Genomic DNA, 12,930 nt, shown 5'->3' with positions numbered 1-12,930 from the left:
GTGCATGTCGTGCATCGCCGCCGCGCGTCGAATTCACGCACCCGCACTCCCCGGCGACCAGTAGATGGACACCGGGACAGCCTCGAATCCGAGTGGCATCGACCCGATTTCACTCCGTTTGGGACGGCTGGGACACCCTTTGTCCCAGCCGTCCCAAACGTATTCAGCGTTACATAATCGCAGGTAAAGTGCTGTAGGTTGCTTTCCCAGCAGGTTGTCCCAAACGGACCGCCCTTGGGAAACTCGGCTAAAAGTTCGCTCGTTGAGCTCGGTCGACCGCAATGGCGCTACCGAGTTCAGTGCGGTTGGCCGGATGCATGTAGTAGTAGCCGAGCAGGTAGTAGGCGAACGTTGCGTCGGCTCCGAGCGTCTTCGCGGGAATCTGAATCACCGGACGATCTGGCAGTCGATCCTGCCGCCACCAACGCGTGAACTGTTTACGCTGCCACTGTTGCTCGCCGTCTCCAGCGGCTACCCAGATCTCGGGTCCATCGAGGAAATACGGCTGGATCGAAGTTATCGCCGACCACGGCAGAAACGACTCGAAGGTCCATCCTCGCTGATAAACCCCATCAGCCGTAAGCAGGATCCGGCCCCGGCGAAACCAGCCGAGCAGCACCACCGCCGGGAACGTCAGGACCAGTACGCCCACAATCACGAACGGGATCGTCGCGTTCTGCACAGTCGTGTCATCGGATGCGCTCGCGAGAACCGCGGCCAGGAAGAGAGCGACCGCGATCCAGAGCATCACGAACAGGTAGCCCACGAACTGCACCGCAGAATAGCTCAGTCCTGTTGCCGCGCGTCCCTCAGCGGTCACGGTCGTCACCACAGCCGAACCAGCCGGTTTCTTGCGTCGCAACCGTGCATCTACTCCGACTATGACCCAAGCGGCTATCAAAACCGCGAACCACAGTCCTCCGGTTCCGGCGATCCAGCGTCCCTCAGTGTACTCGTATCCACCGACCACTAGCGCCAGTATCGTCAGCACAACTAGGAAGATGATGGCGTTACGGTACCGGCCGATCGGTCCCGAAGCCCAAACATCCGGCGTGCTCAAGTGATCAGAAGATCGAGTCCCAGACATGCTTCACCCCGCTACCGACATCCGATGCAAGCGATCCAATCGCCTTGCCGGTATCCGCGACTGCCTTCGTGCCGTCTTCTATCGCCGTACCGACATGGCCGACCCCATGCTTGAACATCGAATCTACCGCACCTGAGGTGAAGGCACCGACCACCGTCCCCGCTACCGCCCCCACAGCCGTACCAACCGGTCCACCGATCACCGTGCCGACAGCTGCGCCAGTCGCCACGGAAGCACCGAAGCCTGCGGCTCCGGAGGTGACGGCCTGCGCTACGGGTTTGCCATGTGCGATGTCGTAGGCGACTCCGCCAGCGGCGAGGACACCACCCCCGACATTGCCCACCCGACTGAGCGTCTTACCGAACTTCGCCGCCCGTGCCGCCTGGCTGTCCGCAGCCGCAGTGTCTGCCGCAGCCGCGTCCAGGTTCTTGTAGAAGCCTGCAGGATCCGTACCGCCGATCGCTTCCGCATGCTTGAGCGACTGGGCGGCTCGAATCTTCAGTTCCTTGGAGTCATTCTCAAGAATCGATTTATGTACGCCTGCCGCCGTAGTTCCACCGGTCACCCCGAAACCGGCGAGCGTGAAGATGGTCTTGTTCTTCGTATTCTGGAAGTCCTGCGATCGCTGGTCGATCTGCTGTTTCCAGCGCCGATGCGCATCCTCCGCGTCGGCCTTAGCCTTGTTGTACGCATTGACCTTCGCAGTGTGGTCCTGCTGCGCTTGGACCGCCCCAGTGTGCTGCTGAGTTGCTTCCGGCGTAGCGTCCGAACCAGCCGGGGCAGGACCTGGTGCCGCCGGTGCGGGACCGGGGTCCTGAATGACAGTGCCTGATATCTGCAGCCCGGCTCCGGACGCTTCCGAGCGGATCCGCTGCATATCGGTCTGCACCTGTTGCAGAATATCGGCAGCGGCATCTACCTTCTGCGACACACCGGAAATCCCTTCCGTGAAGTCGTCAGCTTGCCGCGCTCCGGTCGTCAGCTTGTTCTGCAGACTGTCGGCCGCATCGCCCCGCAGACCACTCGCGGCACTGTTCCGCGCACCATAAACCTTGTCGTTTGCACCATGGATGGCACGCGAGAAGTCCTGCCGCAGCCAGTTCGCCGCAGCACGCATACTGCCGGGGTTGCCCTCTACCTTGGTCTCAATTGGCATCACTTCCCCCCTCTCACGCGGTGCAGCCGGTCCTTGGCGTCGGTCTCGACGCGGTCGTAATCTTTCTTACTGGCATCGACATCATCGGCCACACCGCCGAGTGCCGTCGAGAACTGTGCTGCGTTCTCGACCAAACTCGACAGCACTGCCTCGATCGGCCCCGTCAACAGACCAGCATCAACGCCGTGCGGAACCGAACCCGACAATCCCTCGATCTGGCCGCGCGCGTCACCCAGCTTGCTCCGAATGCCATCAAGTACACCCGGACCGAGCTCATATCCCTTACCCACGCCTGCCCCCTTCTTCCGTTCCACTCACTCCGAGCGATACTCCGGCGGGATGAACACATCCAGCAGTATCAGCTCAAACCCTTGCGACTGCTGCAACGGATCCATGGCCTGCACTGGGAGCAAAATCCACGGATGACCCGAACCACATCCCTCATGCAATCGGTCAAGAGCCGAATACACAAAGAGGGCGAGCTTTCCCTCCTTCGTCCGCCTCATTACCGGCCGAGCATCCGCGATCTCCTCGACGTGCTCAGCACACGGCACGTACACCACTGGAGGGAAATCCGGCGGTATCGGGGCCTGCCCAGCTTCTACCGACTCACTCACAGTGACCGATTGTCACAAAGACCAGCGCAAACCGCAATCGAATCGGACAAACTGGCACTGGACACCAGTCCAGCTCTCACTCGGACCTCACACCAGGCCATCAGACGCCGGATAAGGACGGCTGGGACACCCCTGACCTAGCCGTCCCAACGTGCCCACCGCAGTATAATCACAGTCCGTAGCCGGTACTCCGCTGTCCAAGCAGGGTGTCCGAGTCGGGAAGCTCATGGGACAGCTGGGACAGCGACCCCAGCCCACTACGCGGCCTGTTCGAAGTACACGCGGCGGGTGAATTGTTTCCGATAGCCCCCTCCGACACATTTGCAATCCCTACCAAGGGATTTCGCTTTCACAGTATTTTTCTAATCAAAGATCAGCTCCAAGCCAAGCTTCTTGTATAGCTCTTGTAATCGTTCCGGTTTTCCTTGATCGAGTATCCGGTCCACGTCTTCGAGATAATCGAGTGCCGCTTCGGTCTGTACCCGATCGACCGTGCGCCCCGCAGGTACTGCGCACGGCCCCGGCGACACGCCCGGCAGCGGCCGCACACCGCACGCCAGTTCAACACGACAAAGTCGCCGGGCCGCACCGAGTCCACGTCCTCGCCGACGCTCTCTACGGTACCGGCAGCTTCGTGCCCCAGCAGAAAGGGGAACTCATCGCTGACCCCACCCTCACGGTAGGTCAGATCCGTGTGGCATACCCCGCAGGCGCCCACCGCGACCACCACCTCGCCGCGCCGCGCCGCGCCCCGGCCCGGGAACGACGATATCCGTGAGTTCGACGGGCGCGCCGGAAGAACGGGCGATGGTACCACGCACGCGTTGCGACATGAGACCTATTTCCTTCTTACTCGGCGAAAAATATACGCCACAAGGCATTCCGGCCCCGACACCGGCGTCGCGAGCCCGGCGGGCGACCTAGCCATAAGACGAACAAAACCCGATCTTCCGAACAGGAGCTGGCACCGCTTGAGTGATGCGGTGAGCACCGTCCCGGACGAGGTACTCCCGGCGCTGCGTGAGGTGATCGAGGGGCCGCGGCACGAGATCGCCGCGAGGTTATCCCGGCTTCTGGCCAACCGGTGGCCGCACACCGCTCTGGTGATATTCACTCGCGAGTGCACCGGCCGGCCCCGCAAATTAGCCGGTGACACGACGACGATCAACAAAGTCACCCTCGCGGAGTTGGAAGAACTCAAAGCCATGGTGGAACCGGGCGTTCCACGAACCGCCACGGCGACGATCGCCGGAGCGCAACGAACGGCATGGGTGGTACTGGATCCGGTCGGCACCCTGCTCGTGCTCATCCCCTGTTCCCGGCGTCGGCACTTCCCGGATTCCGCCACGCTGGCAAAGATCTTCGGCATCGTGGCGACCTCGATTCGGCAACAAGTGTCCCAAGTAAGCCCTGACTACCTTGCCGAATCTCGCGCGGCATCCAGCGAACGAGCACGCACCATCGCGGAATTGTCCGCGCCCCACGAAACCACGCTGGTCACCATCCTCACCTCGCTACGCTCTGCGGCCTTGGACGATCACCAGGCACGCCACGCGGCCACCGACTCCGCCGCGCTGGTGGCGCTGCGTTCAGCACAGACGTCGGATCTCGCCTCGTCCGATGACTCGAGGTCCACCGCATTCACCAAGCTGCGCAAGGAAATACGGCAGATGCTGCAACACCATGACGCGCACATCGAGTTCACCGCTCCCTCCAAAGATGCGCCCGCGCTACCCGGCGAAGTGGCCAAGGCCGCGCACGCGATGACCCGGACCGCCGTCTTGGCCTTCACCGCCCAGCCGGGGGCTCGACAGAATGCGCATCGCCTAGCACTGCAACGAGAAAACGCTGCGCGTCGATGTGCGAGACCAGGGCACCGGAAGCGTGGACGCCCCGGCACTACGCCGCGAGCTGGCAGGACGCGCATATAAGCTCGGAGCCACCCTCGACATCGACACGGTTCCCGACTGGGGAAGCCGGACCACTATCGATCTGCCCCTCTCCCCAGCCGCCGAGCACTCCGAGAAGAACAAGCTCGCCGAGCTGAACCGGCGAGAAATGGACGTCCTACGGCTTGTCACACAAGGAAAACGCAACAAGGCCATCGGCGCCGATCTCGGTGTCAGCGAAAGCACCGTGAAATTCCACGTCGCCAGCCTGCTGAAAGAGCTGAACGTGATCACCCGCGGCGAAGCAGCCGCACTGGCAACGAACGCAGGCATCGAGGCCACGGCAACTTGAACCGGATTTCCGGTTCCCGCCCTCACCCGAACCGGCAGCCACCGCAGGACCCTCAGACCCGTTCGGGGTCGACGGATGCGGATTCCTCGGCTGCGCACCGCTGCTTCGCCGGACGTTGGTCCACACCCGGCAACAGCATCGTGGCAACAAAAGCAACCACACAGGTCACCATGAGGTACACGGCGATCGCGACCGAGGAATGCAGCGTCGCGATCAACGCCGTCGCGATCAGCGGAGCCGGACCGCCCGATGTGATCGAGGTAAGCTGGTAACCGAGCGAAGCGCCGCTGTAGCGGACATCGGCAGGGAAACTCTCCGCGATGAAGGATCCCTGTGGCCCGTACTGCATGTCCTGGACGATCATCGACACCACGACACCGACGAACAGCAGCACCGTGCTGCCACTGTCGAGTAATGAGTAGTACGGGATCGCGAAACAGAACATCGCCACTATTCCGATGAGCACGATGCGTTTGCGGCCGATCCGGTCGGAGACGGCGCCCCAGAACAGAGTTGTCCCGAGCGATACGGCCGCTGCGAGCAACACGGCGACCAGCATCGTGGAGCGCTCACGGTGCAGTGAGGTGACTCCGTAGCTCAGCACGAAGGTGGTGAACAGGTAGAAACCGGTATTCTGCCCGGTACGCATCAGTGTGACCTTGATGACTGTACGCCAGTGATGGCGCAACAGGTAGGCAACCGGAGCCTGGCGAAGCGCGCCGGTCTTCTTGGCGTCCGAGAAGGACGTGGTTTCGCGCACGCGTAGCCGCAAGAACAGAGTGAGGACAGTCAGCAACAGACTGAACAGGAACAGGATCCGCCAGCCGAAGGATTCGTAGTTCCCTGTGGGGAACAAGCGGTTGGTCGCTTCGGTGACAATCGTCGCGGTGATCAAACCGAGTGGACTGCCAAACTGAGGCAAGGCACCGAGCAGTCCGCGCTTACCGTCGGCGGAATTCCACTCGGTGGCCATGAGCACTGAACCGCCCCAGTCGCCGCCGACACCGATGCCCTGCACGACACGCAGGACGACAAGGATGACCGCACCCCAGCTGCCGGCGATCTCGTGGGTGGGTGCGAGTCCGACGAAAAAGGTGCCCAGTCCCATCATCAGAGTGGTGGCGATGAGTACCGTCCTGCGACCGAGCCGGTCTCCGAAATGACCGAAGAACATCGCGCCGAGCGGTCGGGTGAGGAATCCGGCGAAGAAGGTCGACAGAGCAAGCAGGGTGCCGGAGTAGGCGCTGCTGCTCGGAAAGAACAGGTGGTTGAAGATCAGCGCGGCCGAGAGACCGTAGACGTAGAAGTCATACCATTCGATGGCGCTTCCGACAGCAGAAGCCACCAGTGCTCGGCGCGCCATCCTGGACTCGGGTACGTCTTCTTTACGGGCAGCGGTGTTCGACATCCGAGACCTCCTTGTTTCGGACAGCGATGGCTGGTGTGCAAGAGTTCAGCGGCGACGCAGCAGTAGCGCACCTCCCTGGCCGCCACCACCGCAGATCGCCGCGACACCGACCGCGGCTCCGCGACGACACATTTCGTAAGCCAGGGCAAGAACGAGCCGGAATCCCGATGCGCCCAGGGGATGGCCGAGAGCGATGGCGCCCCCGTTCACGTTGACGCGGTCGAGATCGACGTCGAGATCCCGCGCCGTGGCCAGCACGACGGCGGCAAACGCCTCGTTCACCTCCCAGAGATCCACGTCCGCCGGACTCAGGCCATGCACTTCGAGTAGTTTCCGGGCCGCCCGCGCGGGTTTGAGATGCAGCGTCGGATCGGGACCCGCGATGGACACGTACCCTCCGATCTCCGCGAGCGGCTCGATTCCCATCGCCTCTGCCCGCGCCATTGTCGATACGAATCCGGCAGACCCCGCGTCGGACATTTGCGACGAATTGCCAGCGGTCAACGTTCCTCCCGGAGTGAAAGCGGGCGAGAGCGAAGCCAGCTTCTGCTGGGTCGAACCGGCCCGTACCCCTTCGTCCCGGTCGAGTTCGCCAAGTGGTGCGATTTCTTCGCGGAGCCGGTCGAGGGCAGCGGCTGCGCGAAGGTGGCTTCCCGCCGCGAACGCGTCCTGGTCATCGCGCGAGACACCCAGTTCCGCGGTCGCCGCGTCGGACATCGGCCCCATTCCCTGGTCACTGAGCGAGCACCACAACCCATCACGCACCAGAAGATCCACAGTGGACGCATCGCCGACTTTCGCCGCACCGCGCAGGCGGATCCCGTGCGGCGCGCGGCTCATCGACTCGAAACCGCCGACAAGCGCCGTTTCCACCTCACCGGCACGGATCATCGAGGCCGCCATTCCGGCTGCGGTCATCGAGGCCAGGCACACGTTGTTCAGCGTGATCCCGGGTACCGTGGTGGCGACACCTCCCCGCGTCGCCGCCACCCGCGCGGGGTTCTGCCCATTACCCGCCTGCACCACGTTGCCCAGCAGGATCACCTCGGGTTCGACGTCACCGGCGCGGTTCAGCGCGGAGCGCACGGCGTGGGCACCCAGATCGGCAGCGTCCACTCCGCTCAGCGCTCCACCGAATCGGCCCACGGGAGTCCTCGCCGCGGACAGCAGCACGGGGGCGCGTTCACTCATCGCCAGGCCCCTTCCAGTCAGACATCGCCATCGTGAAACAGACCGCGGTTCCTTCCAGGGCGACGGTTCCATCGCCGCGGACGACGGTGCACTTGAGTTTCGTGATGGGTTTGTCTTCCCGGACCTCGGTGACTTCGACCTGGCCGGTGATGATGTCACCGGGCCGGGTCGGCGCGGTGAAGTTCCACGAGACACTGAGGAAGACCGTGCCGGGGCCGGGCAGCTTTTCGGCAACGACCGCGTTGAGGATCGCGCTGGTGACCCCGCCCTGCACGACGATCTCGCCGAATCGGGATGATTTCGCGGCGGCGTCGTCGTAGTGCAGGGGATTGCGGTCGCCGGAGAGCTCCGTGAAAAGCGCGATATCGTCCGGTCCGACGGTGCGGCTCAGCTCGGCTTTCGCGCCCAGCTCGGGCATTCCGAGCGGCCAGGTTTCGGTCGTGGTCATATTGACTCCTTCAACTGTTTGGTGGCTCGCGAACCGAGCGCCCGCATCGCGAGCGCCCCGAGCACGGGGCCGGGAATGAGCAGCAGAAAAGCGAAACGCCAGCTGGTCAACCCGACCAGCACCGGGATCAGCTGGATGCTGACGACCGTCAGCGCGAACCCGAGCGCGGTCTGGGCAGTGAGCGCGGTACCGACGAAACGAGCATCGGCTGTTTCCGAAAGCGCAGCAGAGAACACACCGGAATCGGCGATGACCGCCGCACCCCAGATCGCGCAGAACACCGAGAGCACAGCCGGGCCGGCGTTGAACACCCACGGCGACAGGGCACAACACGTCCCACTCACGACCAGAGCGACAACCGCGGCCGGCGAACGCCCGTAGCGGTCCGCGCCCCAGCCCCCGAGCAGGCAACCCAATGCTCCGGTGACCCCCATGGTCGCGAACACGACGATCTCCGTCGACACCGGGAAACTCCTCGCAGCAGGTGTGGCCAACAGATAGCTGGGAATCCACGTCCACAGTGCGTACAGCTCCCACATGTGGCCGAAATACCCGATGTTCGCCAGCAACGGCCCACGCTCACGAAACATCATGAGGGCGTAGCGCGCGTTGCGAGCCGGGGCGGCGGTGCTCAGGTGCGGGCCCGGGCGCACGACGACCGCCGCGACAGCGGCCCCCAGCAACCCGATCAGCGCAGCCGCTTCCAACACGGCACGCCAGGGGAGGCTACCGAACCCGCCGATCAGGTGTGGCAAGGTCGACCCGAGCGTGAGCGCCCCCACCAGGATGCCCAGCGCACGGCCCCGAGCGGCCTGCCCGGACCACGACGCCATCAGCTTGATCCCCACCGGATAGACACCGGAGAGGAACACCCCGGTCAGAAACCGCAACGGCAACGCACCCGGCATCCCGTCGACGAACCAGGCCAGCAACACCGTGCACACCGCGGCGAGCCCCGCACTACCCGCCAGCAACACATGCGGACGTACCCGGTCAGGCAAGTTCAACGCCGTGGACCCCAGCGCGCCGGCGACGAATCCCAATTGGACGGACCCGGTCAGCCACACCGCCGCCGTCGTCGACACACCCCAGTCCGCGCGCAGACTGGGCACCACCGCCGACACCGAAAACCACACCGCCAGCCCGAACACCTGCACCAAAGCGACCGCACCACGCTGCAACCGGGGGCTCACGGCTCATCCCTGGCAAAGAACGGGAGGGGCCCAGCGGGGTCTCCCCCGGAGTCGGCGACGAACCGGACCCGCTGCCCCACCGCGACCCGGTACGGATCCGAGCCGAGCACGCCCGCGAGCAGGCAAGGGCCTTCGTCCAGCTCGACGAGCGCGATCAGGTAAGGGGCTTCTTCCCGCCATGCGGGATGGCCCGGCACCTCGATCACGGTGAACGTCCTGACCGAGCCGGTCCCCACCGTTTCCTGCCATCCCAGTTCCGCCGACCAGCACCGGGTGCACAGTGTGCGGGGGTAGAGCTGCTTGTGTCCACAATGGAGGCAACGCTGGATCAGCAGGTGACCGTCGGCGGCTGCCCGCCAGTATTCGGCGGTCGCGGGCGTGCTCAGGCGCCCCGGGCGCGGTACGGCGCTCATCCGGCAGCTCCCAGCACGATCGCGACCTCTTCGCCGAGCGTGGCACCGTTCCCGGTGACGAGCGCGAGTTCGGCGTCGGTCACCTGCCTGGCACCTGCTTCGCCGCGCAGTTGCCGGACAGCCTCCACAAGGTGACACATCCCGCCCGCGAGATCAGCCTGCCCGCAGGCGAGCTGACCACCGTGCGGGTTGACCGGGAAATTGCCCGTTGAGGAGAAATCCTGATCGGCCATCCACGGCCCGACGTCACCTTTGCGGCATAGCCCGGCATCTTCCAACGTCAGCGCGAGCATGATGGAATAGCAGTCGTAGAGGGAGAACACGTCAACGTCGTTCGCTTGCACTCCGGCCATGTCGTACGAAGTGGCGATCGCCGCCGCCAGCGGCGTGGTCGTCAGTTCCGGAGCCTGGCTCAAGGACCGGTGAGTCAGCTTCTCCCCCGCCCCGAGCAGCAGCACCGGACAGTGCGGGGCGCGCCGGGCTGGGTCCGCGCGCTGCACCACCGCAGCGGCCCCGCCACCGCAGGGCATCACGATCTCCAACCGCCGCAACGGCCACGCGATCATCGGCGATGACAGCACATCCTCGACGGCGATGTCCTTGCCGTGGAACACCGCGTCGGGGTTGAGCCCGGCGTTGCGGCGTTCGAATACCGGGACCGAGGCCAGTTGTTCCGCCGTGGTACCGAAATCAGCCATGTGACGGGCGGCGGCCATCGCATAGGCCTGGTTCGCGCCGCTGGCACCATAGGGAACTTCGAACTCGCGGATCGGGTTGCGGTTGGGCGAGCGCGGCACGTTGTCCGGGTCCCGGGTGTTGGCGAGTACACAAAGGACGGTATCGCACATGCCGGCTCGGATCGCCGCTGCCGCGCGCCAGATCATACCCGGCCCAGCGGCACCGCCGAGATCGACTACATCACCGTAGCGGGGCTCCAGGCCCAGGTATTCGGCGACGGTGGCCGGCACGTGCTGCGGGGTCTCGCCTACCTGGGGGCCGACGAGCAGTCCGTCCACATCGGACGGTTCGAGTCCGGCGTCGGCCACGGCGGCCGCGGCGAGCCTACCGATCAGCCCTAGCGTTGTCTGCCCGCGCGTCGTGCGGCGCGGAGGGATTTCTGCGACACCGGTGACGGCACAGGATCCGTGCAGGGTCATCGCGCCTCCCGGATGGATTCGAGTGCGTCGGCGTTCTCCAACGCGGACACGTTCGTCACCTCCTGGCCGAGGTACACGGCCCGAACGACTCTTCGCATGATCTTCCCGCTGCGCGTACGGGGCAGTTGATCGACGACCAGCACCGCCTTGGGCTTGAGGGGTTTGCCGAGGTTGTCCACGATCCGGCCACGCACCGCCGTGCGGACAGGTTCCTCCGCAGTGCCGGGAGCGAGCCGCAGGAACACCGCGATCGCCTCGCCCTTCACATCGTCGGGGACACCGACCGCGGCGGATTCCAGGACCACGTCCAGGCTGTTGGCGATGCCTTCGACTTCCGCAGGACCGACGCGCTTGCCGGCCACCTTCAAGGTGTCGTCGCTGCGCCCGCGGATGTACCAGACCGCCTCGGGACCGCTGACTTCGACAGAATCGCCGTGCACCCAGGTGCCGGGCCAGCGGTCCCAGTAGGTGCGCCGGTAGCGTTCCGGTTCCGCCCAGAAGGTGGTGGGCATTCCGGGTGACGGGGTGCGCAGTACGAGCTCCCCGACCCCGTGGTGCACCGGATGTCCTTGCTCGTCTGCGATTTCTGCCGCCATACCGGGCAATGGGCCGGCGAACCCGCACGGATGGATCGGTTGCGATGTGGTGTTGGACAGGATCGCACCGGAAACCTCGGTACCGCCGGAGTAGTTGATGATCGGTATTTCCCGGCAGCCGATTGTGGCGAACAGCCAAGCGTAGGCGTCCGGCGTCCAAGGTTCGCCGCTGGAGGCAAAAACGCGTAGCCTGCCGAGTTCGGGCGCAGCCAGATCGGGATCGGCGGCTGCCAAGATGCGCACCATTGTCGGCGAGACACCCAGCATCGTGATCCCCAGCCCATGCACCACGCGCCACAATCGGCCGGCGTCCGGGTGGTCGACCGAGCCCGAGTACACCCCCACCGCACTCCCGGCCAACAGACCACCCAGGACGGTGATGGGGCACATGATCCAGCCGGGATCGGTGATCCAGCAGGCAAGGTCGCCTGGGCCGATGTCAAAGCAGAATGCCGCATCGAACGCGGCCTTCACCGCGAATCCGGCCTGGCTGAGCACTACGCCCTTGGGTGCGCCCGTGGTACCCGAGGTGTAGGCGATCAGCAGCGGATGATCGGCGGGCAACTCGGCGGCTTCGACCGGTCCGGCCGGTCCTTCCGGAGTGATCAGCTGCTGCCAGCTTATTTCTCCACGCAGGCGTGGACTGGCCGTGTCGTCCAGATCGCCGACGACGACGGTGGTGCGCACACTGTGCGCTGCCTCGAGCGCGTCCGCAGTGCGCTGCCGCAGGCTCAGCGTCCGTCCACGCCGGACAGTCACACCGGAGACGATGTGCACGACCGCACCGGAAAGGCGCAATCGTTCGGCGACGGCGCCGGAGCCGAAACCGGAGAACACCGGCACCAGCACCGCCCCGATCAGTGCGCAGCCGAGCTGCACCGCCACCGCTTCGACCGTCATCCCGAGCTGCATCCCGACCCGGTCGCCCGGTTCGACACCGACAGCACGCAGCCCCCGCGCAACGCGGTCCACCAGCTCGGACAACTCGATGAAGGTATGGCTGGTCCGTTCGCCGGATTCATCCTCGGACACCAGCGCGACGTCGTCACCGCGGCCTTCGCGAACCCACCGGCGCACGGCGTTGTCGGCCAGGTTGAACCTTCCACCGGGAAACCACCGCGTGGTGTGCGGCTCGGCCAGCTGGTCCAGCACCGCATCGGCCTTGCGCTGCCAGGAAAACCCGAGCCACGCGGTCACGGTTGCCCAGAACGCCGCGGGATCATCCCGCGCGATGTCGTTGAGGCCGGCCGGATCCGAAGCTCCCGCGTGCACCCGGAATCGTTCGGCACGACTGCGGGCGAGTTCGGCGGGGCCGGGGCACCAGACCAGATCGGCTTCATCGGAACGGGCTCGATCGGCAGGCCCCGTGCTGCCGGGCTGGATTGAGGTCAACCTTGGCCTCCACAGGCGACTTCGGCGATGC

At 65.0% G+C, this 12,930-nt stretch carries 13 protein-coding genes and 1 pseudogene; 2 read left to right on the top strand and 12 right to left on the bottom strand.

Going from position 1 to position 12,930, the window contains the following annotated elements; all coding sequences use genetic code 11:
* Positions 1-247 precede the first annotated feature (247 nt).
* From A37U_RS44935 to A37U_RS50005, 5 genes and pseudogenes are all read right to left on the bottom strand, one after another.
* The gene (locus tag A37U_RS44935; RefSeq protein WP_157182994.1) at positions 248-820 is read right to left on the bottom strand and encodes a hypothetical protein; all 573 of its coding nucleotides are present in this window, start codon (positions 818-820) and stop codon (positions 248-250) included.
* Positions 821-1,064: 244 nt separating this feature from the next.
* Positions 1,065-2,243 (bottom strand): DUF1269 domain-containing protein, encoded by a 1,179-nt coding sequence (locus A37U_RS48500; protein ID WP_157182993.1) that lies wholly within the window; start codon positions 2,241-2,243, stop codon positions 1,065-1,067.
* Complete coding sequence (locus tag A37U_RS0123590) at positions 2,243-2,557, bottom strand: hypothetical protein (RefSeq protein WP_040588582.1); 315 nt, start codon at positions 2,555-2,557, stop codon at positions 2,243-2,245. The genes A37U_RS48500 and A37U_RS0123590 overlap by 1 nt, the downstream gene beginning before the upstream one ends.
* Positions 2,558-2,860, bottom strand: a complete 303-nt coding sequence (locus A37U_RS53065) for an SAV_915 family protein (protein WP_205623001.1) — start codon at positions 2,858-2,860, stop codon at positions 2,558-2,560. It abuts the gene before it with no gap.
* Positions 2,861-3,365: 505 nt separating this feature from the next.
* A pseudogene (locus A37U_RS50005) lies at positions 3,366-3,693 on the bottom strand (alcohol dehydrogenase catalytic domain-containing protein); the annotation flags it as partial.
* Positions 3,694-3,831: 138 nt separating this feature from the next.
* Here A37U_RS50005 and A37U_RS44920 point away from each other — a divergent pair.
* Positions 3,832-4,791, top strand: coding sequence for a hypothetical protein (locus A37U_RS44920; RefSeq protein ID WP_240437659.1), 960 nt, complete (start codon positions 3,832-3,834; stop codon positions 4,789-4,791).
* Complete coding sequence (locus tag A37U_RS53850; protein WP_240437658.1) at positions 4,745-5,101, top strand: response regulator transcription factor; 357 nt, start codon at positions 4,745-4,747, stop codon at positions 5,099-5,101. The genes A37U_RS44920 and A37U_RS53850 overlap by 47 nt, the downstream gene beginning before the upstream one ends.
* A 52-nt stretch (positions 5,102-5,153) precedes the next feature.
* Here A37U_RS53850 and A37U_RS44915 read toward each other — a convergent pair whose 3' ends face one another.
* Genes A37U_RS44915 through A37U_RS0123540 form a run of 7 tightly spaced genes read right to left on the bottom strand, consistent with a single transcriptional unit; the run spans position 5,154 to position 12,899 of the window.
* Positions 5,154-6,509 carry an MFS transporter gene (locus A37U_RS44915; RefSeq protein ID WP_240437657.1) on the bottom strand — a complete coding sequence of 452 codons (1,356 nt, stop codon included), beginning with the start codon at positions 6,507-6,509 and terminating at the stop codon, positions 5,154-5,156.
* Positions 6,510-6,554: 45 nt separating this feature from the next.
* Positions 6,555-7,700 carry an acetyl-CoA C-acyltransferase gene (locus tag A37U_RS0123565; protein WP_020499132.1) on the bottom strand — a complete coding sequence of 382 codons (1,146 nt, stop codon included), beginning with the start codon at positions 7,698-7,700 and terminating at the stop codon, positions 6,555-6,557.
* Entirely contained in the window at positions 7,693-8,148 is a 456-nt protein-coding gene (locus A37U_RS0123560; RefSeq protein ID WP_020499131.1) for a MaoC family dehydratase, read from the bottom strand. Before A37U_RS0123560 ends, A37U_RS0123565 begins: the two co-directional genes overlap by 8 nt.
* Positions 8,145-9,341 (bottom strand): MFS transporter, encoded by a 1,197-nt coding sequence (locus A37U_RS0123555; protein WP_020499130.1) that lies wholly within the window; start codon positions 9,339-9,341, stop codon positions 8,145-8,147. Before A37U_RS0123555 ends, A37U_RS0123560 begins: the two co-directional genes overlap by 4 nt.
* Complete coding sequence (locus A37U_RS0123550; RefSeq protein WP_020499129.1) at positions 9,338-9,754, bottom strand: Zn-ribbon domain-containing OB-fold protein; 417 nt, start codon at positions 9,752-9,754, stop codon at positions 9,338-9,340. The genes A37U_RS0123555 and A37U_RS0123550 overlap by 4 nt, the downstream gene beginning before the upstream one ends.
* Positions 9,751-10,911, bottom strand: coding sequence for a thiolase family protein (locus A37U_RS0123545; protein ID WP_020499128.1), 1,161 nt, complete (start codon positions 10,909-10,911; stop codon positions 9,751-9,753). The genes A37U_RS0123550 and A37U_RS0123545 overlap by 4 nt, the downstream gene beginning before the upstream one ends.
* Positions 10,908-12,899: an AMP-binding protein gene (locus A37U_RS0123540; RefSeq protein WP_205623000.1), complete on the bottom strand. Its 1,992-nt coding sequence runs from the start codon at positions 12,897-12,899 to the stop codon at positions 10,908-10,910. The genes A37U_RS0123545 and A37U_RS0123540 overlap by 4 nt, the downstream gene beginning before the upstream one ends.
* Positions 12,900-12,930: the final 31 nt, after the last annotated feature.

Origin of the sequence: Sciscionella marina DSM 45152 (assembly GCF_000379465.1) — a bacterium.
Lineage (GTDB): Bacteria > Actinomycetota > Actinomycetes > Mycobacteriales > Pseudonocardiaceae > Sciscionella > Sciscionella marina.
This window is presented reverse-complemented; position numbering and strand designations above follow the sequence as displayed.